24 protein-coding genes are annotated in these 24,008 nt (G+C 59.4%); 6 read left to right on the forward strand and 18 right to left on the reverse strand.

Translation table 11 applies throughout. The features are described from left to right. Nucleotides 1-122: 122 nt before the first annotated feature. Together C8K63_RS24080 and C8K63_RS24085 are read left to right on the forward strand one after the other, a co-directional pair. On the forward strand, nt 123-845 hold the full coding sequence (locus C8K63_RS24080; RefSeq protein ID WP_108218951.1) for a 1-acylglycerol-3-phosphate O-acyltransferase: 723 nt from the start codon (nt 123-125) through the stop codon (nt 843-845). 163 nt (nt 846-1,008) lie between these two features. Next, nucleotides 1,009-1,980: a magnesium and cobalt transport protein CorA gene (locus tag C8K63_RS24085; protein ID WP_108218952.1), complete on the forward strand. Its 972-nt coding sequence runs from the start codon at nt 1,009-1,011 to the stop codon at nt 1,978-1,980. A 156-nt stretch (nt 1,981-2,136) separates the two neighbouring features. Here the strand turns inward: C8K63_RS24085 and C8K63_RS24095 are convergent, their stop codons facing one another. From C8K63_RS24095 to C8K63_RS24105, 3 genes are all read right to left on the reverse strand, one after another. Continuing rightward, a complete protein-coding gene (locus C8K63_RS24095; protein WP_108218954.1) occupies nt 2,137-2,859 on the reverse strand; it encodes an amidotransferase in 723 nt (240 codons plus the stop codon). A gap of 95 nt (nt 2,860-2,954) precedes the next feature. Then, a complete protein-coding gene (locus C8K63_RS24100) occupies nt 2,955-5,099 on the reverse strand; it encodes a 3-hydroxyacyl-CoA dehydrogenase NAD-binding domain-containing protein (protein WP_108218955.1) in 2,145 nt (714 codons plus the stop codon). Between the two features lie 24 nt (nt 5,100-5,123). Then, nucleotides 5,124-6,329: an acetyl-CoA C-acetyltransferase gene (locus C8K63_RS24105; protein ID WP_108218956.1), complete on the reverse strand. Its 1,206-nt coding sequence runs from the start codon at nt 6,327-6,329 to the stop codon at nt 5,124-5,126. Between the two features lie 602 nt (nt 6,330-6,931). Between C8K63_RS24105 and C8K63_RS24110 the strand changes: the two genes are divergently transcribed. Further along, on the forward strand, nt 6,932-7,753 hold the full coding sequence (locus C8K63_RS24110) for a cytochrome c (RefSeq protein WP_108218957.1): 822 nt from the start codon (nt 6,932-6,934) through the stop codon (nt 7,751-7,753). A 105-nt stretch (nt 7,754-7,858) separates the two neighbouring features. On the opposite strand, the gene C8K63_RS24115 is transcribed toward C8K63_RS24110, so the two are convergent. The 10 genes from C8K63_RS24115 to C8K63_RS24165 all read right to left on the reverse strand — a co-directional run bounded on the left by C8K63_RS24115 (nt 7,859) and on the right by C8K63_RS24165 (nt 17,033). After that, nucleotides 7,859-8,668: a transglutaminase family protein gene (locus C8K63_RS24115; RefSeq protein WP_108218958.1), complete on the reverse strand. Its 810-nt coding sequence runs from the start codon at nt 8,666-8,668 to the stop codon at nt 7,859-7,861. Beyond that, nucleotides 8,665-9,615, reverse strand: a complete 951-nt coding sequence (locus C8K63_RS24120) for an alpha-E domain-containing protein (RefSeq protein WP_108218959.1) — start codon at nt 9,613-9,615, stop codon at nt 8,665-8,667. Before C8K63_RS24120 ends, C8K63_RS24115 begins: the two co-directional genes overlap by 4 nt. A gap of 12 nt (nt 9,616-9,627) precedes the next feature. Beyond that, entirely contained in the window at nt 9,628-11,037 is a 1,410-nt protein-coding gene (locus C8K63_RS24125) for a circularly permuted type 2 ATP-grasp protein (protein ID WP_108218960.1), read from the reverse strand. Between the two features lie 476 nt (nt 11,038-11,513). Continuing rightward, a complete protein-coding gene (locus C8K63_RS24130; RefSeq protein ID WP_108218961.1) occupies nt 11,514-11,858 on the reverse strand; it encodes a ribonuclease E inhibitor RraB in 345 nt (114 codons plus the stop codon). Between the two features lie 210 nt (nt 11,859-12,068). Then, nucleotides 12,069-12,302: a hypothetical protein gene (locus tag C8K63_RS24135; protein ID WP_108218962.1), complete on the reverse strand. Its 234-nt coding sequence runs from the start codon at nt 12,300-12,302 to the stop codon at nt 12,069-12,071. 187 nt (nt 12,303-12,489) lie between these two features. Continuing rightward, a complete protein-coding gene (gene speE / locus C8K63_RS24140; RefSeq protein WP_108218963.1) occupies nt 12,490-13,365 on the reverse strand; it encodes a polyamine aminopropyltransferase in 876 nt (291 codons plus the stop codon). 254 nt (nt 13,366-13,619) lie between these two features. After that, nucleotides 13,620-13,811: a PLD nuclease N-terminal domain-containing protein gene (locus tag C8K63_RS24150; protein WP_007993066.1), complete on the reverse strand. Its 192-nt coding sequence runs from the start codon at nt 13,809-13,811 to the stop codon at nt 13,620-13,622. Between the two features lie 82 nt (nt 13,812-13,893). After that, on the reverse strand, nt 13,894-14,424 hold the full coding sequence (locus tag C8K63_RS24155) for a hypothetical protein (protein ID WP_108218965.1): 531 nt from the start codon (nt 14,422-14,424) through the stop codon (nt 13,894-13,896). A 154-nt stretch (nt 14,425-14,578) separates the two neighbouring features. After that, nucleotides 14,579-15,097, reverse strand: a complete 519-nt coding sequence (locus C8K63_RS24160; RefSeq protein WP_108218966.1) for an ankyrin repeat domain-containing protein — start codon at nt 15,095-15,097, stop codon at nt 14,579-14,581. Nucleotides 15,098-15,194: 97 nt separating this feature from the next. Continuing rightward, nucleotides 15,195-17,033: a long-chain-acyl-CoA synthetase gene (locus C8K63_RS24165; RefSeq protein ID WP_108218967.1), complete on the reverse strand. Its 1,839-nt coding sequence runs from the start codon at nt 17,031-17,033 to the stop codon at nt 15,195-15,197. 356 nt (nt 17,034-17,389) lie between these two features. On the opposite strand from C8K63_RS24165, the gene C8K63_RS24170 reads away from it, so the two are divergent. Then, nucleotides 17,390-17,668, forward strand: coding sequence for a DUF3509 domain-containing protein (locus C8K63_RS24170; RefSeq protein WP_108219055.1), 279 nt, complete (start codon nt 17,390-17,392; stop codon nt 17,666-17,668). Between the two features lie 107 nt (nt 17,669-17,775). Here C8K63_RS24170 and mtnC read toward each other — a convergent pair whose 3' ends face one another. The 5 genes from mtnC to aroC are packed head-to-tail and all read right to left on the reverse strand — an operon-like array spanning nt 17,776 to nt 21,919. Then, nucleotides 17,776-18,459 carry an acireductone synthase gene (gene mtnC, locus C8K63_RS24180; RefSeq protein ID WP_108218968.1) on the reverse strand — a complete coding sequence of 228 codons (684 nt, stop codon included), beginning with the start codon at nt 18,457-18,459 and terminating at the stop codon, nt 17,776-17,778. A 4-nt stretch (nt 18,460-18,463) separates the two neighbouring features. Continuing rightward, nucleotides 18,464-19,009, reverse strand: coding sequence for an acireductone dioxygenase (locus tag C8K63_RS24185; RefSeq protein ID WP_108218969.1), 546 nt, complete (start codon nt 19,007-19,009; stop codon nt 18,464-18,466). A gap of 20 nt (nt 19,010-19,029) precedes the next feature. Continuing rightward, entirely contained in the window at nt 19,030-19,650 is a 621-nt protein-coding gene (locus tag C8K63_RS24190) for a methylthioribulose 1-phosphate dehydratase (RefSeq protein ID WP_108218970.1), read from the reverse strand. Continuing rightward, a complete protein-coding gene (locus C8K63_RS24195) occupies nt 19,647-20,798 on the reverse strand; it encodes an MFS transporter (RefSeq protein WP_108218971.1) in 1,152 nt (383 codons plus the stop codon). Before C8K63_RS24195 ends, C8K63_RS24190 begins: the two co-directional genes overlap by 4 nt. A gap of 29 nt (nt 20,799-20,827) precedes the next feature. Beyond that, the gene (gene aroC, locus C8K63_RS24200; RefSeq protein ID WP_085716874.1) at nt 20,828-21,919 is read right to left on the reverse strand and encodes a chorismate synthase; all 1,092 of its coding nucleotides are present in this window, start codon (nt 21,917-21,919) and stop codon (nt 20,828-20,830) included. An 83-nt stretch (nt 21,920-22,002) separates the two neighbouring features. Here aroC and C8K63_RS24205 point away from each other — a divergent pair, with 83 nt between their 5' ends. Together C8K63_RS24205 and C8K63_RS24210 are read left to right on the forward strand one after the other, a co-directional pair. Further along, nucleotides 22,003-23,001: an alpha/beta hydrolase gene (locus C8K63_RS24205; protein WP_108218972.1), complete on the forward strand. Its 999-nt coding sequence runs from the start codon at nt 22,003-22,005 to the stop codon at nt 22,999-23,001. A gap of 99 nt (nt 23,002-23,100) precedes the next feature. Continuing rightward, a complete protein-coding gene (locus C8K63_RS24210; protein ID WP_108218973.1) occupies nt 23,101-23,892 on the forward strand; it encodes a hypothetical protein in 792 nt (263 codons plus the stop codon). The last annotated feature ends 116 nt before the right edge of the window (nt 23,893-24,008 follow it).

The following is a 24,008-nucleotide window of genomic DNA, read 5'->3' on the forward strand; positions in this document are numbered from 1 at the left end:
CTGACCGATTGGTCGGAAACATCAGCACAAACATCGGCTATCTTCCGCTTCCCTGGCAGTAATTGCCGAAAACAGTGCACATCCGTACACTGCGCCACCTTTTGTCCCGGTGGGGCCTGTAAATGCTGTTTTTGTTCCGTATGTCATTGATGGCCCTGCACTTTATCGTGGCGGGTGTGCTGGGTGTGATTCTCGGCCTGTGCCGGCCATTCAACCCGGACAACAGCCGTCTGTGCGCACGCCTGTATGCATGGCCGGCCATGTGTATTTTGCGTTTGCAGGTGAAGGCCGAAGTCGGGCCGTTGATGGATAAACCGGACAGTTGCGTGATCATCGCCAATCACCAGTCCAACTACGACCTGTTTATGTTTGGCAACGTGGTGCCCCGCCGCACCGTGTGCATCGGCAAAAAGAGCCTGAAATGGGTACCGCTGTTCGGGCAACTGTTCTGGCTGGCCGGCAATGTGCTGATCGACCGCGGCAATGCACAAAAGGCGCGCAAGTCGATGTTGACCACCACCCACACCCTGCAAAACAAAGACACCTCGATCTGGGTTTTCCCGGAAGGCACGCGCAACCTGGGCGAGGACTTGCTGCCCTTCAAGAAAGGCGCCTTCCAGATGGCCATTGCCGCCGGGGTGCCGATCGTGCCGGTGTGTGTCAGCAGTTACGTCAAACACATGCGATTGAACCGTTGGCGCAGCGGGAAAATTCTGATTCGTTCGTTGCCGGCGATTCCCACCGCCGGATTGAGCCTGGACGACATGCCCCTGCTGATTGCCCAGTGCCGCGAACAGATGCGTGAATGCATCGAATCGATGGACCGGCAACTGCAAGCTGCCTGAAAAAAGAAAACCCGCCTGGTGCGGGTTTTCTTTTGCCTGCAAGTCTTTACCGACGAACACAGCAGAATTAACTGACTCTCAAACACTGACAAGGCTAAGCTGATCAACACTGCCATTGCATTTGCTGCTAATTAAAAGCTGCCAAAAGAAGTGAATCACAATCATGGGTAGAGTTGTTGCTTCAGCGGTTTATAGCGCCGGTAAGAGAGTCACCAATATCACCCTCGACGAAGGCGCAGCCTGGGCGGCAAAGCCAGGACACTTTGTCTGGATCGGCCTCGAGGAGCCGAACGCCGAGGAACTCTACAATCTGCAACGTCAGTTCAACCTGCACGAACTGGCCATCGAAGACGCCCTGGAAAAGCACAGCCGGCCGAAGCTGGAAACCTTCGGCGATGCGCTGTTCATCGTGACCTATTCGCCCATCCGCCATGAAGGCAAACTCGAGTTCATCGAGACACATATCTTTGCCGGCAATGGCTACATCATTACTGCGCGCAACGGCCACTCAGCGTCCTACGCCCATGTCCGACAACGCTGTGAGGCGCGTCCGCTGTTGCTTGAGCACGGGGAAGATTTCGTACTTTATGCCATCCTCGATTTCGTGATCGAGAACTACCAGCCGATGGGCGAAGCCATTCACGGGGAAATCGATGAGCTGGAGGGCAATGTGTTATGCGGCTCGTTGAATGACTACGACATCCAGAGACTACATGGCCTGCGTCGTGATGTTTTGCGCTTGCGTCGTTATGTGGCACCGATGATTGAGATCGGGGAGGAATTGCAGAGGCTGAGCTTCCCGTTTATCGATAAAAACATGCGGCCTTACTTTCGCGATGTGCAGATCCATGTCACGCGGCAGATGGAAGACCTGACGACCCTGGCGGATATTGCCAGCCAGACGATTGAGGTCGGGGTGCTGTTGGAGGCCTCTCGCCAGAGTGTGGTGCAGCGCAAGTTTGCGGCCTGGGCGGCGATCCTGGCCTTCCCGACGGCGGTGGCGGGGATTTATGGAATGAATTTCCAGAACATACCGGAGTTGAGCTGGCACTACGGGTATTTCGGAGTGCTGGGGTTTATTACGGTGGGTTGTCTGGGGTTGTGGGCGAGTTTCAAGAAGTCGGGGTGGTTGTAGGAGCGAGCTCGCTCGCGAAAAACCCAAGGGCGCCGCTGTGTACCTGGTTCAACGCGCTATCGTTCACGACTTTCGCGAGCAGGCTCGCTCCCACATTGATCTGCGCGACACCGAAAATCCGATGTGGGAGCGAGCCTGCTCGCGATGCTTTTAATTTCAATCAGCTGCCGGCTTGTGCGCCACAAACCGCATCATCCACTCGGCAACCGTGGCGCCGTGGTGTTCCTGTTCCAGGCTCGCGATACCTTTGGAGTAGACCTGCTCACCCAGTGCCTGCTGGCGAATCTCCAACAGGGCGCGGGAGTAGTCGTGGATGAATTCCGGATGCCCCTGGAAGCACAGCACCTGATCGTTGATGTGGTAAGCGGCATACGGGCAGAAATCGCTGGAAGCGATGACCGTAGCGTTTTCCGGCAGCGACGTGACCTGATCCTGGTGGCTGATCAGCAACGTCAGTTCTTCGCGCACCGGGCTCATCCATGGCGCCTTGGCGGCCAATTTGTAGTTGTGCGTGCCGACGCCCCAGCCTTGGGTCGCACGCTCGCTCTTGCCACCGAGCAGCAGCGCCAGCAACTGATGACCGAAGCAGACGCCCAGCAATTTGTCGCCGCGCTCGTAGCGGGTCAGCAGATACTTCTTGAGGGTTTCGATCCACGGGTCGGTGCCGAATGAATCGGCCTTGCTGCCCGTCACCAGGTAGGCGTCGAATGTCAGGTCGTCGCCTGGGTATTCACCCTGCACCACGTTGTAGACCGTGAACTCGGCGGCAATCGGTTGCTGCGAAAACAGGTGTTTGAACATCTGCCCGTAGCCCTGATATTGGTCAACCAATTCCGGACGCAGGTGGTCGGTTTCCAGAATGCAGATGCGTAACGACATAAAAAATACCTGACACGTGATGGGAATAATGCACACCCCAGAGCCTGCCTTGAAACACTGTGACAAGGCAAGCCCCGAAATGCGTCATCGAGCCCTTAGAAGATCTCCCCTTTCGCCGCTTTTTCCAGCAGCAGTGCAGGCGGTGCGAACCGCTCGCCATATTGCCTGGTCAGGTACTGGGCACGGGCGACAAAGTCGTGCACCCCGTACTGGTTGATGAACTGCAGCGCACCACCGGTCCATGGTGCGAACCCGATACCGAAGATCGAGCCAACGTTGGCATCCGCCGTCGAGGTCAACACGCCCTCCTCCACGCAGCGCACTGTTTCGATGGCTTGCACGAACAGCAAGCGATCACGCACATCCTTCGGCGAAATCTGTCCGTCGGTTTTCTCGAAGCGCGTCTTCAACTCCGGCCACAAGTGTTTCTGGCCGCCCACCGGATACTCGTAGAAACCTCCACCGGCAGCCTTGCCCAGACGCTTGAACTCATTGAGCAGCACGTCAATCACAGAAAATGCTGGATGTTCTATCAGCGGTTTCCCTTCTGCTTGCAAGTCCTTGGCGGTTTGCAGGCGGATATGGCTCATCAGGCTGAGGGAAACCTCGTCAGAGATCGCAAGCGGTCCTACCGGCATGCCGGCTTTGCGCGCTTCAGTCTCTATCATCGCCGCGTTGATGCCTTCACCCAGCATGGCGATGCCTTCGTTGGTGAAGGTGCCGAACACCCTTGAGGTGAAGAAACCGCGGCTGTCATTGACCACAATCGGGGTTTTCCTGATTTGCAGGACGTAATCGAATCCGCGGGCCAGGGTTTCGTCGCTGGTGTTGGCGCCCTTGATGATTTCCACCAGCTGCATTTTTTCCACGGGGCTGAAAAAATGCAGGCCGATGAACTTGCTCTGGTCGGGCACGGCGCACGCCAGGCCGCTGATCGGCAAGGTCGAGGTGTTGGAAGCGATCACTGCGTCCGCGCCGACGACTTTCTGTGCCGCCAACGAGACCTTGGCCTTCAAATCTCGATCCTCGAACACGGCCTCGATGATCAGGTCGCAACCGGCCAGGTCGGCATCGCTTTCGCTGGTTTGAATGCGTGAAAGAACGGTGTCGCGTTGCTCGATGCTCATTTGTCCGCGAGCGACTTTCCTGTCCAGCAGCGCCGCCGAATGCGCCTTGCCCCTCTCTGCCGCGGCGAGGTTGATGTCCTTGAGCACCACCTCGATACCTGCCGATGCGCTGACAAACGCAATCCCCGCACCCATCATCCCAGCGCCGAGCACGCCGACTTTGCGGGTGACATACGGTTCAAAACCTTGAGGCCGCGAGCCTCCGGCATTGATTTCGTTGAGCTGGAACCAGAACGTGCCAATCAGGTTTTTCGAGACCTGGCCAGTGGTCAGTTCGGTGAAATACCGGGTTTCGATCAAGTGCGCCGTGTCGAAATCCACCTGGGCGCCCTCGACCGCCGCACAGAGGATTTTCTCCGGCGCGGGCATCGTGCCCTGGGTTTTACTGCGCAGGATCGAGGGTGCAATCGCCAGCATCTGGGCGACTTTCGGGCTTGACGGTGTACCGCCCGGAATCTGGTAGCCCTTCACATCCCAGCGTTGTATCGCCGTCGGGTTAGCGAGAATCCACGCCTTCGCCTTGACCAGCAAGTCCTCGTGATCGCTCGCCAGTTCGTCGATCAACCCTGCCTGCAATGCCTGTTGCGGCCGCACCCGCTTGCCTTCGAGCAGATACGGCAGGGCCTTTTCCAGGCCGAGCATGCGCACCATGCGCACCACGCCACCGCCGCCCGGCAGCAGGCCGAGGGTGACTTCCGGCAGGCCGAGTTGCACCGATGGATTGTCCAGCGCCACGCGATGATGGCAGGCCAAACAGATTTCCCAGCCGCCGCCGAGTGCCGCGCCGTTGATCGCCGCGACCACCGGTTTGCCGAGGGTTTCCAGGGTGCGCAACTGGCCCTTGAGGGTCAGCACCATGTCGTAGAAGGCTTTGGCTTCGGGCTTGCCGACCTTGATCAGTTCATTGAGGTCGCCGCCAGCGAAGAAAGTCTTCTTGGCCGAGGTGATGATCACACCGGCGATGCTGTCCTTGTCGGCCACCAGGCGCGCAACGCAGTCAGTCATGGCCTCGCGGTACACCGCGTTCATGGTGTTGGCGCTCTGGCCCGGTATGTCGATGGTCAGGACCACGATCTGGTCCTGGCCTTTTTCGTAACGAATTGCTTCGCTCATAACTGGGTTCCTTGAAGTCCGGGCTCAGAGGCGTTCGATGATGGTGGCAATACCCATGCCGCCGCCGACACACAGGGTCGCGAGGCCATAACGCAGGCGTCGGGCTTCCAGTTCATCGAGCAGCGTGCCGAGAATGGCGCAGCCGGTGGCACCCAGCGGGTGGCCCATGGCGATGGAACCACCGTTGACATTGACCTTGTCCGGGTCGACGGCCATGTCCTTGATGAATTTCAACACCACGGAAGCAAACGCCTCGTTGACCTCGAACAGATCGATGTCTTCAACCCGCAGCCCGGCCTTGGCCAGCGCCTTGCGGGTCGCCGGCGCAGGGCCGGTGAGCATGATGGTCGGGTCGGTGCTGGTGACCGCAGTGGCGACAATCCGCCCCCGGGGCTGCAAGCCCAGCGCCCGACCCTTGGCTTCGGAGCCGATGAGCATCAGCGCCGCGCCATCGACAATCCCGGAACTGTTGCCGGGGGTGTGAACATGATTGATCCGCTCGACGTGGCTGTAGACCCGCAGTGCGGTGGCATCGAAGCCCATCTGCCCCATCATCTCGAAACTTGGCTTGAGCTTGCCCAGGCCTTCCAGGGTCGATTCGGCGCGGATGAACTCATCGTGATCGAGCAGAATGATGCCGTTCTGGTCCTGCACCGGCACCAGCGATTTGTTGAACGAACCGTCGGCTCGCGCACGCGCAGCCTTTTGCTGGGAATGCAGCGCATAGGCATCGACATCCTGACGGCTGAAGCCTTCAAGGGTGGCGATCAGGTCCGCGCCCACACCCTGTGGCGTGAAGTGGCTGTGCAGGTTGGTCGCCGGGTCCAGCGCCCAGGCCCCGCCATCGCTGCCCATCGGCACCCGGGACATCGACTCGACACCGCCGACCACCACCAGGTCTTCGAAGCCGGAGCGCACTTTCATTGCGCCGAGGTTGACCGCCTCCAGCCCGGAAGCGCAGAAGCGGTTGATCTGCACCCCCGCCACACTGACATCCCAATCGGCCACCTGAGCAGCAGTTTTGGCGATGTCAGAGCCTTGATCGCCAACCGGCGTCACGCAGCCGAGCACCACGTCATCGACCTGGCTGGTGTCCAGCGCCATGCGCTGTTGCAGTGCGGTGAGCAAACCGGCAACCAGATTCACCGGTTTGACACTGTGCAAGGCGCCGTCGGCCTTGCCTTTGCCACGGGGCGTGCGTAACGCGTCGAAAATCAATGCTTGGGTCATGACGTCCTCGAACCACAGTGCAGGTGGGTAAATACCGAGCGCTCATCTTGGCCCGAGCCGCGATTGATTCAATGACCTTAGCGCTCACAGACGTTGACGCTCACGCTCAGACGGACGGTAGTCAGCTACCGGATTAACCGATTCAAGACACCAAGCTGTCTAGCCAACGGGCGCCAAAGAAGCTGGCAATAGGCCTCATATCTTTTTTAAAGAGAATCGTAACGACTCCATATGAAATGGATCTAAACCAAGCACAGCGCGGGCTCTAAGGTGAAGTTGTACGAAGTTGTCGTCGGGTTTTGCCGAGACGCTCGTCACTACAGGAAGTGCAACGCGCTGCCAACATGGAGATATGCAGGCAGGCATCAGGAAATAACAAAAAAGGCGGTCAAGCCATGTTCAAACAATCGAAAGTACGTCAAGCCGGGCTCATCCTTTTCGCCACCACGCTGTTGTTGATATTGCCGAACCTGACCAAGGTGATCGGCTAGTCGCGTCTAAAAGATACGGCGTCACAGTTTTTGAATTGCCACTATCAAAATGTGACTGGCCCGCTAGCCGGGCCAGCGTGGCTGTGCCAATCTTTGCGGCACTTGCACGACATGGACGGCGATCACTTGAAAATGCTCATTCTGCTCGGGGCCATGCTGTTCGGCTCGCCCCTGTATGCCGCACAGCTGAACCTGGAGCTGGGCGCGAACAGTCGCACCTGGCAGACAGAGCAATTGCTCAAGCATCCTCAGGCTCAAACCATCAACATCAGCAACGACGTTTCCTACAAGCGGGACATGAGTTACCGCGCCGTGCCGTTGTCCGCGCTGCTGAACGGCATCAAGCCCGAGGACCATCTGCAAGCCGTGGCCCTGGATGGCTTTGCCGCCGAAATGGCCGCAGCGCCGTTGCTCAATACACAGGGGGCACAGGCTTGGCTGGCGATTGAAGACCCGGCCAAACCCTGGCCACCGCTGTCGGAAGGCAAGCCAGGCGCCGGGCCGTTCTATCTGGTCTGGAGCAATCCGCAGGCCGGCAACATCAGCCCCGAACAATGGCCGTTCCAGGTGGCAAGCATCAAACGCCTGGCGCCCGTAGCCGAGCGCTTTCCTGCCCTGCTGCCCGATCCGGCGTTGAAGGCGGATGATCCGGTGAACAAGGGATTTGCGTTATTCCAGAAAAATTGCCTGGCCTGCCATCGACTCAACGGCGTCGGGGACGCGCAATTCGGGCCGGACCTGAATATTCCGTACAACCCGACCGAGTACTTCGGCGCGGACTTCCTCAAGCGCTACATTCGCGATCCACAGAGTTTGCGCCAATGGCCGCAGGCGAAGATGCCCGGGTTCTCGGCCGAGGTGCTGCCGGATGGGGATCTGGGGATGCTGGTGGGGTATTTGAAGCATATGGCGGGGCGCAAGGTTCAACCCTGACAGACCTCCCCGTAGGAGCTGCCGCAGGCTGCGATCTTTTGATCTTTAATATCAAAATCAAAAGATCGCAGCCTGCGGCAGCTCCTACAAGGGTGATCCATCAGATTATTGCTGTTGGACGGAAATCACCGGCGCGAGCGTCGGTGACACCAGCACCTTGGCGTGCATCTGCTCACACCCGCCGCCCCGGCGCATCCCGCGCACCGGACAGGCATCCAGGTAGTCCAGGCCCACCGCCAGCTTCAGGTGACGTTCCGGCCGCGCCAGTTCATTGGTCACGTCGAAGCTGTACCAGGCATCATCCAGCCAGGCTTCGGCCCAAGCGTGGCTGGCCAGGTGTTCGCTGTTTTCGCTGTACAGATAGCCCGACACATAACGCGCAGGAATGCCCAGGCTGCGGGTGCAGGCGAGAAACGCGTGAGTGTGGTCCTGACACACGCCGGAGCGCCCGGCAAAGGCCTTGGCCGCGCTGGTGTCGACTTCCGTGGAGCCCGGCGTGTAGGTCATATGCTGGTTGAGGCCATGCATCAGATCGATCAGCGCCGTGCGATCGCGGCGTTGCTTGCAGGCCTTCTCTGCGAACTCACGCAGGGCGGCGTCGGCTTCGGTCAAACGGGTGAAGCGCAGGAATGGCAACGCCGACTGGCTCTCGTGTTCGGCCTCACGCATTTCGTCAATATCGACCTGGCCACGAGCACCGATGATGATCGCCTCGTGGGGCTCGTCCAGGGTCAGCACATGCAGAATGTTGCCGAACGGATCGAGTTGCGCGCGCACCGGGCGTGGCAGGTCGAGCTGCCAGCTGAGCACGTGCTGGCGCTCGCTGTCGTGGGGGGTCAGTCGCAGGTACTGGATGCTCGCCCGCACCTGATCTTCGTAGTGATAGGTGGTTTCGTGGCTAATGGAAAGTCTCATGCAGCCTCCAGGTAGGAACTGTGTATGGCGTTACCCAACTGGCGCACCAGCGGGATGAACTCGGTCAGCCAGGCGTGCAGGCCTTCGTCAAGAATTTCGGTGATGCCGGTGTAGCGCAGGCGTGCGTCAATTTCTGCCGCCAGGCGTTGTGCGGGGCGACCGTTGGCCCCCGGCAATTGCGCGAGGATCTGGTCGATTTCTTCGGTGCAGGCGCGCAGGGATCGCGGTACATCGGCCCGCAGCAACAGCAGCTCGGCGACATGCCGGGCGCCGGGGGCGTCGCGGTAGATTTCCGTGTAGGCCTCGAACGACGATAACGCCCGCAGCAACGCGCTCCATTGGTAATAGGCGTGAGCCGTGCCATCGCTGACCGCTTCGGCCTGATCGCCAGCCATTTCGTAGCGGGCATCGAGCAGGCGCAAGGTGTTGTCCGCCCGCTCGATAAAGGTCCCCAGACGAATGAAGCGAAACGCATCGTTACGCATGATGGTGCCGTAGGACGCGCCCCGGAACAGGTGGGAACGTTCCTTGATCCACTCGCAGAAACGGCTCATGCCGTAGCGACCGAGCCCCTGTTCGGCGATGCCGCGAATTTCCAGCCAGGTGGCGTTGATGTTTTCCCACATGTCGGCGGTGATGCGCCCACGCACCGCATGAGCACTGGCCCGTGCGGCACCGAGGCAGCTGTAGATGCTCGCCGGGTTGGCCGCATCCAGGGCGAAGAAGTGCAGCAACCGTTCGGCATGCAATTCACCATGGCGCTCCAGGTAGTCGTCCAGGGTACCGGTGATCAACAGCGGCATGGCCAATTCGTGCAAACCGTCGCCACGTCCGTCCTGCGGCATCAGCGACAGCGAATAGCTGATGTCGAGCATCCGGGCGAGGTTTTCCGCCCGCTCCAGGTAACGCGACATCCAATACAAATCCGAGGCAGTTCTACTTAACATGACAGGCTTCCTTTAATCCTCAACCACCCAGGTGTCCTTGGTTCCGCCGCCCTGGGAGGAATTGACCACCAGGGAGCCTTCGCGCAGGGCGACGCGGGTCAAACCGCCGGGCACGACCCGGGTTTCGCGGCCCGACAATACAAACGGGCGAAGGTCGATGTGGCGTGGAGCGATGCCGTTTTCGACAAAGGTCGGGCAGGTCGACAAAGACAACGTCGGTTGGGCGATGTACGCGTGGGGCTTGGCTTTGATCCGCTCGCGGAACGATTCGATTTCCGCCGCCGTCGCCGCTGGCCCCACCAGCATTCCGTAACCGCCGGAACCCTGGGTTTCCTTGACCACCAGCTCTGGAAGATTGGCCAGCACGTGGGACAGCTCCGAGGGATTACGACACTGCCATGTCGGCACGTTCTTCAGGATCGGCTCTTCATCCAGGTAGAAACGAATCATGTCCGTGACGAAGGGGTACACCGACTTGTCGTCCGCGACCCCGGTGCCGATGGCATTCGCCAGCACCACGTTGCCGGAGCGGTAGGACGACAGCAGCCCTGGCACGCCAAGCATCGAATCCGGATTGAACGCCAGCGGATCGAGGAAGGCATCGTCGAGGCGACGGTAGATCACGTCGACGGCTTTCGGCCCGTCCGTGGTGCGCATGAACACCTTGTCATCGCGCACGAACAGGTCCGCGCCTTCCACCAGCTCCACACCCATTTCCCGCGCGAGAAACGCATGCTCGAAGAACGCGCTGTTGAAGCGGCCGGGTGTCAGCACCACCACGCTTGGATTGTCGATGGGACTTGAGCTTTTCAGGGTATCGAGCAGCAGGTTCGGGTAGTGGTCGATGGGAGCGATGCGTTGTGCCGCGAACAGCTCGGGGAACAGGCGCATCATCATCTTGCGGTCTTCGAGCATGTAACTGACGCCGCTCGGTGTACGCAGATTGTCTTCGAGCACGTAGTAGGTGCCGTCGCCGTCGCGTACCAGGTCGACACCGGAAATGTGCGAATAGATATCGCGGTGCAAATCCAGGCCCTGCATCGCCAACTGGTACTGCTCGTTGGCCAGCACCTGCTCGGCCGGAATGATGCCGGCCTTGATGATGCGCTGCTCGTGGTAAAGGTCGGCGAGGAACATGTTCAACGCCTTGACCCGCTGGATGCAGCCGCGCTCGACGACCCGCCATTCACTGGCGGGGATGCTGCGGGGGATGGTGTCGAAGGGAATCAGGCGCTCTGTCCCCTGCTCATCACCGTAGAGCGTGAAGGTTATCCCGGCGCGATGAAACAACAGATCGGCCTCGCGTCGCCGTTGTGCCAGAAGCTCGTCAGGCGTCTCGGCCAGCCAACGGGCAAACTCCCGATAATGCGGGCGGACCAGGCCGCCGGCATCGTACATCTCATCAAAATAGGTGCGGATCATGCCGTACTCCTTGTCACTCGGACGTCCAGACCTTCGCAAGGCCCGTGCCATCGGCATAAACGCTTATATTTCAATCGGTTGGATAATCAAGACGCACGCACCGCACCAATCCTGTGCGACAAATGCCCCAACCTGATTGCCCCCGCTTCATTGCAAGGCGCTGTGATCGCCTATCACCAGCATAGTCAGAGTTGATTTCACTGCCCGGTTAACGCGGTGGATAATCCGTCCATTCGCTGAAAAGCTGACCGAACTTCCCTTTTAACCGCCCGTTTTGGGCGGTTTTTTTTGCCTTCGCGAAATATTGCGAAATAAAAACAACGTCAAAAGATCGCAGCCTGCGGCAGCTCCTACAGGATGTACGCCATTCAAATGTAGGAGCTGCCGCAGGCTGCGATCTTTTAATCTTTAAGCCCACAAACGAAAACGGCCAACCCGAAGGTCAGCCGTCAATGCTGGTTGTCACTGTTCATAAGTTATGCGAGTCGCCCTCGTACCTCCTGTTTCACACCCCAGCCTTCGATGATGCCACCCAACGGCTCGACCACCGCTTCGAAACCCTGTTCGAAATCGCCGATGTCGTCGTAGGTGGCATACATGACTTTGCACAACTCCAGCGCCCAGGCGCCATCGTCACGCACACTGACTTGCGCATTCAGGGATTCACCACGGTGGAAATGACCTGCCGCCCTGCGTGCCCGCTCCTCATCCGGAAAAATGGCGTAGAACTCGATGGGATGAAACCGTGAAAAGTCAAAACCGCCTTCTTTCATGCGGCGCAGAACGCTGCTGCTGATGTCTTCTTGATAGGCTGTGCTCATGAAACGTCCTCCTCAATACGATGGATAGACTTTCCGTACTCCCTCACTCGCAACCGAATAGCGCGAGCGACGGCAACCGATGTGCCGGCGGGAAACAAGCATGGAGCTGACAAGACCAGACCTTAGCGATCCGTTCGCTGATCTCGCTTGCAGAGTAGCCTCAAGATAGAGCCTCTGCCAAGGCCTGGATGTGAATGCGACAGGTGTCGTTCAGATTGGAGTAATGCCGAGGATTTGAATGCTGTTCTGGAGCTTGAGTTCTTTGACGCACGCATCAGTGGTCCGCCCTTCCAGATCGTTCAGATCCAGTTCGGCGGCGACAGGAAGAAGCCGGGCCTTGATGAGCCTGGCGGCACGCTCGTAGTCCGGGCGCTCGGTGCACTCAAAGACTTCGTTGACGGTTTCGCCATGATCATCCACGAAAGTGACTTTCCACTTTTGCATTGGTGCCTCCTCGGTAAAACCCATGGATGGGTTTACCCCTATCTCGACCTTGTTAGCTGGCTAATTGTTCCGCCTTGTTCCGCTGCAATCCATGTAGGAGCGAGCCTGCTCGCGATGGCAGAGGAACATTCAACATCCATATTGACTGGTCTGACGCCATCGCGAGCAGGCTCGCTCCTACATGGTTTTAGTCGTTGCCTGGCTTGTTCACCGCCTGCAACACGTATTGCGGCAAGGCGAAGGCGCCAATGTGGATTTCAGGATTGTAGTAGCGGGTGACGATGCCACTGCCCGTGAAGCGCTGTTGCAGGGTTTCGCGGGACAACTTGCGATAAGCGGTATTGGTGGCGCCCCAGGCGAAGGTCATCGAGCCGCCGATGTAGGTCGGTACGGCGGCCTGATAGAAGTGCCAGTCCGGGAACAGGCTGCGCAGGCGACCGGCGGTGGTCTTCACTTCTTCGATCTGCATGAACGGCGTGCCGTTCTGCGTCACCAGGATGCCGCCTTCATTCAGGCAGCGGTGGCAGGCCTGGTAGAAGTTTTCCGAGAACAGCACTTCCCCCGGTCCGATCGGGTCGGTGGAGTCGGAAATGATCACGTCGAATTTTTCAGTGGTGGTGGCGACGAAACGCATGCCGTCATCGATCACCAGGTTCAGGCGTGGATCTTCGAATGCACCTTTGGAGTGGTTCGGCAGAAACTCCTTGCACATGTCGACCACGGTGCCGTCGATCTCGACCATGGTGATGTGCTCGACACTGCGGTGCTTGGCCACTTCACGCAACATGCCGCCATCGCCGCCGCCAATGATCAGCACGCGCTTGGCGGTGCCATGGGCGAGGATCGGCACGTGAGTCAGCATTTCGTGATAGATGAACTCGTCGGCTTCGGTGGTCTGGATCACGCCGTCCAGCGCCATCACCCGGCCCATGCGCGGGTTCTCGAAGATCACCAGGTGCTGGTGTTCGGTGCGCACTTCGTGCAGCAGTTTTTCCATGCGAAAACGCTGGCCGTAGCCTTCGTAGAGGGTTTCCAGGTAGTCGCTGGTCGGGGTGATGCTCATGGGAAGTGCTCCGATGAATGCGGGTGGCAACGGACGGTTACCCGCCCATGATGGTCATTCGATCGTTTCGATTGACCGGGAAAGGCGCGCATTCTACGTCGCGGAAGATGACAGGTCGAACCTTCGTCATCAAAGGCCCCGCAGAACACTGTGGGAGCGAGCCTGCTCGCGAAGCAGGCGATGCGGTGTTTCAGCGGCTGCGCGTCATCGTTCTTCGCGAGCAGGCTCGCTCCCACAGGTTTAGTGTCGCTTGTTCAGAACTTGACGTTACCCCGCGGCCCCGCGATGGCCCAGATGATCAGTCCCAGCACCGGCAACAGCGCAATCAGCAGCACCCAGAGGATTTTCATCCCGGTCTCGGCGCTACTTTTGAATACGTTGATGATGGCCCAGATGTCCAGGGCAAAAATGATCAAGGCAACCAGGCTGTTGAACGTGGAACCCATGGTGACGCTCCCAAAGAGTGATATGCCCTCTCAGGATAGACGGTCGTCGCGAGGGTTCCTTTTTATTGACAGGGTTTGGCTATCAGACGTGGATCGCCACTTTCAGGGCTTCCAGGGATGGCACGGCCACGATGCCGACTTCTGCGCACAATTCCAACACGCGTGGCACGTCATTGCCGTAGACCAGCACCACCTGTAACGCCTCATCGAGCAACTGGCTGAAGTTCATCAGCGTATAGCCACCATTTTCCTTGTTCAGGCTGCTCATCTGCACCTGAATGCGATTGAGCGCGGTCAGGGCTTCGGTCTTGGCCAGTTGCTTGGGCTTGAGATTGAATTCCACGCCCGGGCCGAACGACGCGGCGATTTGCGCGAACAGATCCATGTAGGTGTCAGCCTGGAACAGCACCGTTTCCGGCAGGCTGCCGACCACCACCCACTCACCCAGCGGGATCGGGAAGGTTTCGTCGTAGTTGATGTCCGGATTGGCCGTCAGAAAAGCATCCTGATCGGCGTAGGCCTGGGCCGCTTCGTCTGCGACCTTGAGGATTTCGTCTTCGCCCATGCACCCGGAGCTGATTTTGCTGATGAGTTCGACGAGTGCGGCTTTCATGGGGCGGATCCTGTAGCGAGGGGAATATTGAGGGCGCGAAGGATAGCGCAAGGATAGGTTCGAATGGCCAAAAAAGATCGCAGCCTTCGGCAGCTCCTACTGGTGTACGCCACTCAATGTAGGAGCTGCCGAAGGCTGCGATCTTTTAAAGCAATCAGCCAACCAGTTTCTGCAACTGCGCAACGGTATCGGAAGCCCCCATGGTTTTAGCCGCTTCCAGCGCGGTGATGCCATTGGCGTCCTTGGCTTTCGGGTCGGCGCCCTTGCCGATCAGGTAATCGACCACCTCAACGCGGTTGAACATCGCCGCCATCATCAGCGCCGTGCGGCCATCGAAGGACGAGCCTTCAACCTGCGCGCCACCCTCGACCAAGGCCTTGATCACCGCCAGGTCGCCCTTGAAGGCGGCGCCGGCAATCGGGCTCTGGCCGTTGTCGTTGCGGATCTCCGGGTCGGCCTTGTGTTCCAGCAGGACTTTTACCGTGTCCACATGGCCGTGGTACGCGGCCAGCATCAGCAAGGTATCGCCCTTGTGGTTACGCAGGTTCGGCGGCAAACCCTTGGTCAGCAGCGCGGCCATCATTGCCGCATCGCCCTCCCGTGCCTTGTTGAATACCTGTTCGGTGAATTCGGCGGCTTCTTCGGGGGTCATCTGGCGGCTTTTGTCTGACATTGGGCACTCCCTTTTCTGTCATTCGTAAAAGCCGACAGTTTCCCGAGCGCTCCCGGCACTGTCACTTGTTTTTTCTCATGGGCCGCCATAGCCAGATTCAATAGCGGTACTTGCCACCGTGAATGTCGGTCAACAACTGCTGCGTGACCTGCACGTAAGTCTGGGTCCCCGGCAGCCAGGCATAGATCGGGTCATCTCCGGTTTTACCCGGGTCGAAGCCCTCGTCCTTGAGTCGGGTCTTCTGATATTTGAACGTCCCGGTGGTTTCCATTTTCACTTTCACCCGCAGGAATAACGGCACCGCATAGGCCGGCATTTGCTCGCGGGCGAAGGCCAGCAGTTCACTGAAGTCCAGGGTTGCCAGGGATTCGGCCGGGGTAATCGCCGCCATCCCGGCGCGGCCATTGGTGTTGCGGATTTCCACGCCATAGGCCACGGCTTCGGAAATAAGCGGATGTTGCAGGAGGATGTTTTCAACCTCCGTGGTCGAGACGTTTTCGCCCTTCCAGCGGTAGGTATCGCCCAGGCGGTCGACAAACTGCGCATGACCGAAACCGATGTTGCGCAACAGGTCGCCGGTGTTGAAGTAGCGGTCACCCTTTTCGAACACATCCTGGAACACGACCTTGGCGGTTTTCTGCGGATCGGTGTAGCCGTCCAACGGTGCCTTGTCATCGATTTTCGCCAGCAACAACCCCTGCTCGCCTTTGGCGACCTTGCGCATCAAGCCATTGGCCTGACGAATCGGCGCGCCGCTGTCGTGGTCGTACGCGACCAGCTCCCAGCGCATCAGGGAAAAACCAATGGTGTTGTCGAAGTTAAGAATATTGGTGAAGCCGATATTGCCGTCACTGGCGGCGTACAGCTCGCAGATGTGATTCACTGCAAAGCGGGTCTTGAACTCGTTCCAGGCGCCGGGACGCAGACCGTTGCCGATCATTTTCTTCACATCGTGCCGGTTGTCGTCGGCGCAGGGCGGTTGATCGACCAGGTAGCGGCACAGTTCGCCGACATAACCGATGGTGGTCGCCCGGTACTTGCGCGCGTCGTTCCAGAACTGGCTGGCGCTGAATTTGCGGCGGATGGCGAACCCGCTGGCACCGCTGACGGCTGCCCCCCAGCACACGCAAAGGCCCGTGGCGTGGTACAGCGGCAAGGTGCAATAGACGACATCGTCGGGGCGCATGTCCAGGGCGATCATGCCGAAGCTCGCAGAGCTGCGCATCCAGCGTCCGTGCTTGAACACCCCAGCCTTGGGCAGCCCCGTGGTGCCCGAGGTGTAGATATAAAAGCAGGGATCGTCGAAGAAAATCTGCTGGCTGCTGGGCGGGTTGTCGCTGGCGTCGTCGAGACTGGCGGTCATCAGGTTGATGAAACCTTCAGGGGCGATACCCGGTTGGCGAGAGGTGTCCTGATCGGCGACGAACCAGGTTCGGTCAGCCTTGATCAACACCCGATCACGTATCGCCAGGTACGCAGGGACCAACTCTTCACCGACAACGATCGCCACCGGCGCCACCAGATTCACACTGTGCACCAGGGTGTCGCGGGTCTGCGAGGTATTGAGCAGCGCACTGATCGCGCCGACCTTGGCCACCGCGAGAATCGTCACCAGCAGTTCCGGACGGTTCTCGATAAAGACCGCCACCACATCACCCTTGCCGATGCCTTGGCCGATCAGGTGATGAGCAATGCGGTTGGCCCATTGGTTAACCTCGGAGTAACTGAGCGTTACCTCGCCTTGCAACAGCGCCGGCCCCTTCGGGTTGCGCAATGTGGCTTGCTCGAAACTCCAGCCCAAACCACACGCTTGGGTCGGGTCCTTGACGTTGGCGGCCTTCATGCCCTTCACCACCCGGGGGATGGCTTTGGCGATGGAAGGCAACTTGCGGAGCATCATGCCCCAGGTAATCGTGTCGTTCGACGTACGGCTCATGATTGCTCCCGTTCGATCTTTTTTTATTGTCGGGCGGCGATGACTGAGCCCGAAAATACGTCAACGGTTCTTGAGCTGTACACGCGGTTTTTGAAATGTTTTGTATCCGCGATCTTGATCCGCGATTGCGCTGCGCGAAGATGATCCCGTGCGCGCCAATTGGTTCCATCGAGTCGCCGACGTACCTGCAAAATGCAGGATGCACGATGGCCATTCATGCAGATTGCACGAAAGCAAAAATCACTAAAAATAGTAAGCTATTGATTTTATTAATATTTAACAACTTAAAATACTGGCACAAAGGCTGCAACAGTCTCTCCATGCTTGCCATTCAAGTCATCATGGAGCTGAACGACATGAGCCTTATTCAGGAAAAATTTTCGTCCTTGTTCTCCAACTTCGCAGTCACTACCCAGGACCGCCCTGATGGCGGGATTCTGCTGACCTTGCGCAGCGCCGACGGCAGAGAATTCATGCGCTCGATCTCCTACCAGCAATTGCACAATGGCGATCAACTGTCCTGGGTCATCAGCGCGATTCGCCGCGACCTCGCTGAACAAGCCAGCGAATTACCGCAGATTTCCATGCTGCAGAGCCAGCAACGGTTTGCCCTGCCGACCTATCACTCGCTGTAAAAAATGTGGGAGCGAGCCTGCTCGCGAAGAGGGCGTGTCATTCAACGTTGATGTTGACTGACACGCCCTCTTCGCGAGCAGGCTCGCTCCCACAGGTTTTGTAGCGTTTAGAAATTAGCAGGATCGATCCGCGCAAAACTGTTCACGGTGACATGCCCTGCCAGTTCGCCGCCTTCGCGGGCCAGCCCGCAAGTAGCCATCCCCGCCGCACGCGCCGCGTCGAGTTCTTCGACGATGTCCGACAAAAACAGAATCTGCCCCGCCTCGAGCTCAATCGCCTGCGTAATGTTGGCGTAGGACTGCGCCTCGCGCTTGGGCCCTGAAGTGGTATCGAAGTAGCCACTGAACAACGGCGTCAGGTCTCCCGCCTCGGAGCAGCCGAAGATCAACCGCTGGGCCTGGATCGAACCGGAGGAATAAACAAACAGTTGAAAACCATCCTGGTGCCAGCGTTTGAGCGCTTCCACGGCGTCCGGGTACACGTGCCCCTTCAACTGCCCGGCCTGATAGCCCTGCGCCCAGACCATTCCCTGCAACGCTTTCAACGGCGTGGCCTTGCGGTCTTCGGCAATCCAGCCCAGCAGGATCTCGACAACGCGCTCGACATCGGCGTCCGGCTCGTTGCTGTCACGACGCACGGCAGCCAGTTGCTCAGCCACATCGGCGCGCTCGGCCTGCTGGCGAACAAACGTCGGCAGATGCTTGGCCGCGTAAGGAAACAGCACGTCGAACACAAAACTCACTGCACTGGTGGTGCCTTCGATGTCGGTGAGAATCGCTTTGATCGTCATCGACTCAGTCCTCAAGACGCGGGAATTGATTGGCGATGTCTTCGCCGGTGAAGTTGGCCACCCAGCCTTCCGGGTTGTTGAACAGGCGGATCGCAATGAAATGCGGGTGCTCGCCCATGTCGAACCAGTGTTTGGTGCCCGCTGGCACCGAGATCAGGTCGTTTTTCTCGCACAGCACGGCGTAGACGTAATCGTCGATGTGCAGGGTAAACAAGCCACGGCCGGCGACGAAAAATCGTACTTCATCTTCGCCATGGCGGTGTTCGTTGAGGAACTTGGCACGCAATTCGGCTTTTTGCGGGTGATCGCTATTGAGGCTGATCACGTCGACGGTGATGTAACCGCGTTCGGTCATCAGCTGGTCGATTTGCTCTTGATAGGCGGCGATCACTTCATCCTGGCTGGCGCCCGGCTGGAGTTTTGTGGCGGCTTGCCAGCGGTCGAAACGCACGCCCTGCTCGGCCAGGGTCGAGGCAATGTCTTCGAAATGGGTCAGCACCTTGTTGGGGATTTCAGGGCTGGAGACGTGATAAACGGACAGGCTGCTCATCAGGGCAACTCCTTAACGGTTCATGCTTTAAAGAGCGAGCGCATCTTCAACTCGCACTCGAACAAAAATTCAAAGGCCTCGATCTGCCGCAGGGCATCGCCCATGCGCGCGCCCCAAGTGTAGAGGCCATGACCACGGATCAGGTAGCCGACGCAATCGGGATGGGCGTCCAGCCAAGGCTGCACCTTGGCGGCCAGGCGCGCAATGTCCTGATCGTTGTCGAAAATCGGCACCCGCACCCGGGATTCGTGGGTGGTCACACCACTGAAGGCTTTTTGCAGTTCGTAGTCTTCGAACTCGATGAAGTCTTGCGGCGTCAGGCGCGACAGCACGGTGGCATTCACCGAATGGGTGTGCAGCACCGCGCCGATCTCCGGGCGCCAGCTGTAGAGCTGGGTGTGCAACAGGGTTTCGGCGGACGGTTTCTTGCCCGGTTCCAGGCTATTGCCTGACAGATCGGTGGCCAGCACATCGTCCATGCCGAGTTGCCCCTTGTGCTTGCCGGACACGGTCAGCAAGGCTTCGGTCGGCGACAGGCGGGTCGAATAATTGCTGCTGGTGGCCGGCGACCAGCCGCGGCCGTACAGAAAACGCCCGGCGTCGATGATTTCCTGGGCGAGGTGTTCACGGGTAAGGCTCATGGCCTGTCCTCTTGCATACGTGTGGCAATGATAACGGCAGCGGCGAGCGCTGCGAGGCTGGCAATACTAAATGTCCATGCCGCACCGAGGGCATTCCAGCTGTAGCCGGAATACAACGCGCCCAATGCACCACCGGTGCCGGCCAGTGCGGCGTACAACGCTTGACCCTGGCCTTGCTGGCGCGCACCGAAACTACGTTGCACGAATGAAATGGCAGCGGCGTGAAAGCTGCCGAACGTCGCCGCGTGCAGCACCTGGGCAAACAACAGCACCCAAAGAAACTCCGCGAGCGAACCCAGCAACAGCCAACGCAACGCCGCCAGCAGAAAACTGGCCATCAACACCCGGCGCAGCGAGAAGCGCGCGAAGATCCGGCTCATGGCCAGAAACATCAGGACTTCGGCGACCACGCCGACCGCCCAGAGCATGCCGATCACGCCACGGCTGTAACCCAGTCGCTCAAGGTGCAGGGTTAAAAACGTGTAGTACGGTCCGTGGCTCATCTGCATCAGCGCCACGCACGCATAAAACGCCAATACGCCGGGGTTGCGCAGTTGCTTGAGGAAGCCCTCCCCCGCCACCCGGTTGCCCGGCGCCGGTTGGGCATTGGGCACCCACAGGCTGCTGAGGACGATACCGGCCATGATCAACACCAGCGCCGCCGGGTAGATGTCCAGGCTCAGCCATTCGAACAGCCGACCCAGCGCGACCACGGTGATGATGAAACCGATCGAGCCCCACAGGCGAATCTGGCTGTAGCGCGAGGTCTGGCCCTGCAAGTGCGCCAGGGTGATGACTTCGAACTGCGGCAGCACCGCGTGCCAGAAGAACGCATGCAAGGCCATGACCATCGCCAGCCAGGCATAGCTCTTGCTGACGAAAATCAGCGAGAACGTCAGCAGCGTGCACACCGCGCCGAAGCGCACGATGGCCAGCCGCTGACCGGTGTAGTCGCCCAGCCAGCCCCAGATATTCGGCGCCACGCAGCGCATCAGCATCGGGATCGCCACCAGCTCGCCGATGCGCGCGGCGCTGAATCCGAGGTGATCGAAGTACAGCGCCAGAAACGGCGCTGTCGAGCCGAGCAAGGCGAAATAGAACAGATAGAAACTGGAGAGCCGCCAGTACGGGAGCGCCGCAGTCGCCATCAGACGGCTGCGACCATGAGGTCAGCCATTTACAACTGACCCAGCACCGGCGTGCTCACACGCACATCGGCATTCTGCCCACGGTGACGCAGCAGGTGGTCCATCAGCACGATGGCCATCATCGCCTCGGCAATCGGCGTGGCACGGATGCCGACGCACGGGTCGTGACGGCCCTTGGTGATCACTTCCACCGGATTGCCATGAATGTCGATGGAACGGCCCGGCGTAGTGATGCTCGATGTCGGCTTCAGCGCCAGGTGCGCAACGATGGGCTGACCGGAGGAAATACCGCCGAGAATGCCGCCCGCGTTGTTGCTGAGGAAACCTTGCGGGGTCATTTCATCGCGATGCTCGGTGCCACGCTGGGCGACGCTGGCGAAACCGGCGCCGATTTCCACGCCCTTCACCGCGTTGATGCTCATCAGCGCATGGGCCAGTTCGGCGTCGAGGCGGTCGAAGATCGGCTCGCCCAGGCCCGGCATCACGCCTTCGGCGACCACGGTGATTTTCGCGCCGACCGAATCCTGGTCGCGGCGCAATTGGTCCATGTAGGCTTCCAGCTCAGGCACCTTGTCCGGGTCCGGGCTGAAGAAGGCGTTCTGCTCGACCGACTCCCAGGTCTTGAACGGAATTTCGATCGGCCCGAGCTGGCTCATGTAGCCGCGAATGACGATGCCCTGGCTGGCCAGGTATTTTTTCGCAATCGCACCGGCCGCGACGCGCATCGCGGTTTCGCGGGCCGAACTGCGACCGCCGCCGCGGTAGTCGCGCTCGCCGTATTTGTGGTGGTAGGTGTAGTCGGCGTGGGCCGGGCGGAACAGATCCTTGATCGCCGAGTAGTCCTTGGACTTCTGGTCGGTGTTGCGGATCAGCAGGCCGATGGCGCAGCCAGTGGTGCGACCTTCGAACACGCCGGAGAGGATTTCGACTTCGTCGGCTTCCTGACGCTGGGTGGTGTGGCGGCTGGTGCCGGGCTTGCGGCGGTCCAGGTCACGCTGCAGATCCTCCAGGGATATCTCCAGCCCCGGCGGGCAGCCATCGACAATGGCGACCAACGCCGGGCCATGGCTTTCGCCCGCGGTGGTGACAGTGAACAGCTTGCCGTAGGTATTGCCGGACATGCAGGACGCTCCGTGAAATGAACCTGAATACGTAATGCGCGCCAGTATACGCAGGCTACCCAAGTAGTTCATCCTCGAACCTTATGGGTGCCTGTGTGTCCAACCGGCATCTTCTGGATAATGGCGCGATGATGCTGCGAGTTCTTGCCTTGAGCCTTACCCTGATTTCCGGCTTCACCCAGGCGACTGTCCTGCAACGACCGATCACATTGGATACCGGCACCGGCGAGCTTTTCGGCTCGCTGTTGCTGCCAAAATCCGACGACCCCGTGCCGGTTGTCCTGATCATTTCCGGCTCCGGCCCTACGGATCGTGACGGAAACAACGTCGATGGCGGGCGCAATGACAGCCTCAAGCGCCTGGCCTGGGTGCTGGCCAAACACAACATCGCCAGCGTGCGTTACGACAAGCGCGGTGTGGCCGCAAGCCTGGCCGCCACGCCGGACGAACGCAATCTGACGGTAGAGGCCTACGTGTCCGATGCGCAAGCCTGGGGCCAGAAGCTCAAGACCGATCCGCGTTTCGGCAAGCTGATTGTGCTGGGGCACAGCGAAGGCGCCTTGATCGCCAGCCTCGCCGCTCCGGGCATCGATGCCGACGCGGTGATTTCTGTCTCCGGCAGCGCCAGGCCGGTCGATCAGGTCATCCGCGAGCAACTGGGCAATCGCCTGCCTCCCCCGCTGATGCTGCGCAGCAATGAATTGCTCGACAGCCTCAAGGCCGGGAAACCCGACGACAATGTGCCGCCACCGTTGCAGGCGATTTTCCGCCCGAGCGTGCAGCCGTACCTGATTTCCCTGTTCCGCCAGGACCCGGCCGCGGCGTTTGCCAAGCTGAAAATGCCGGCGCTGATCATCCAGGGCAGCAACGACATCCAGGTCGGCGTCAATGACGCAAGACTGCTCAAGGCCGCCAAACCGGACGCCGAACTGGCGCTGATCAAGGGCATGAACCACGTCATGCGCATCGTGCCCAACGATGTCAAACGCCAACTGGCCTCTTATAAAGATCCGCAGTTGCCCCTGGCGGCGGAACTGGGCACGCGAATCCTCGGTTTTATTGACGGACTTCGCGCCAGTTAAACGCCCCTGGCCCTCCAGTCTTGAAAAAAACGGCCGATAAGCCTTTGTCGCCAACACATTGGTTGGCAACAAGCTGAGCTTGGACAGGATCTCGCCGTTATGACCGACACCCAGACTTCACCCGACACCAGCGCTGAAAAAGACGCACCGCCAGCGGTCGAGCTGCCCTGGACGGACGTCCACGTCGAGCACCACAAGATGCTCCGTCTGGCGCCACTGCAGACTGACCGCAACACCGGCGGGCGCCCATTGCGCTTTGTCGAGTTCGGCTATGCCGAGCGCAACGACAAAGAACGCAGCCTGATGCGCATGAGCATCACCCTGCCCGGCCAGCGTGTGCGCAAGGAACAGAATCATCTGGACGTGTGGGTCGATCACGCCGAAAAGCGCGTGCATTTCGGACCGGACAGCGGATTGCAGATTGAACCGCTGAACCGTGGCATTGGCCGCTACATGGCGGCCCAGGGCATCAACTGGGTGAAAAAGCGCTGGCCGACCTACACCGTCGACGGCTTTGACCTGAACAACAAGGATGCGCTGAACGAAGACACCCGTCTGCGCCGCGATCATTTTTTACGCGTGCACGGTTTCGACGTGGTGTATGCCGATGCCCAACATTTGAAAGGCAGCGTCAAGCCGGTCAAGGTCGGCGACCTTTCTGGCGACTGGAACAGCGAAAAACTGCAGGTCGTGGAGATTCTCGAGGCGGCGCAGATGCTCCAGCAAGCCGAGCAGAATCTGGCCGAGCAGGAAGTCAAACTCAAGAAACACGAAGAGAAAGTCAGCAAGTACAAACGCGAAGACGCCGGGCTGCGTTTCACCATCACCTGCCTGGTGGCGTTCGCGGTGTTTCAGGCGGGGTTGCTGATCTGGATTGCCACGCACCGGTAATCGGCGGTGCGGCCATTCCTTGTAGGAGCGAGCTTGCTCGCGATGGTCGTTAACGATGACGCGTGCTTTCTGGATAAACACATCGCTCTCAGGTCCATCGCGAGCAAGCTCGCTCC

Origin of the sequence: Pseudomonas sp. GV085, assembly GCF_003050925.1 — a bacterium.
In the GTDB taxonomy this organism is placed as follows: domain Bacteria; phylum Pseudomonadota; class Gammaproteobacteria; order Pseudomonadales; family Pseudomonadaceae; genus Aquipseudomonas.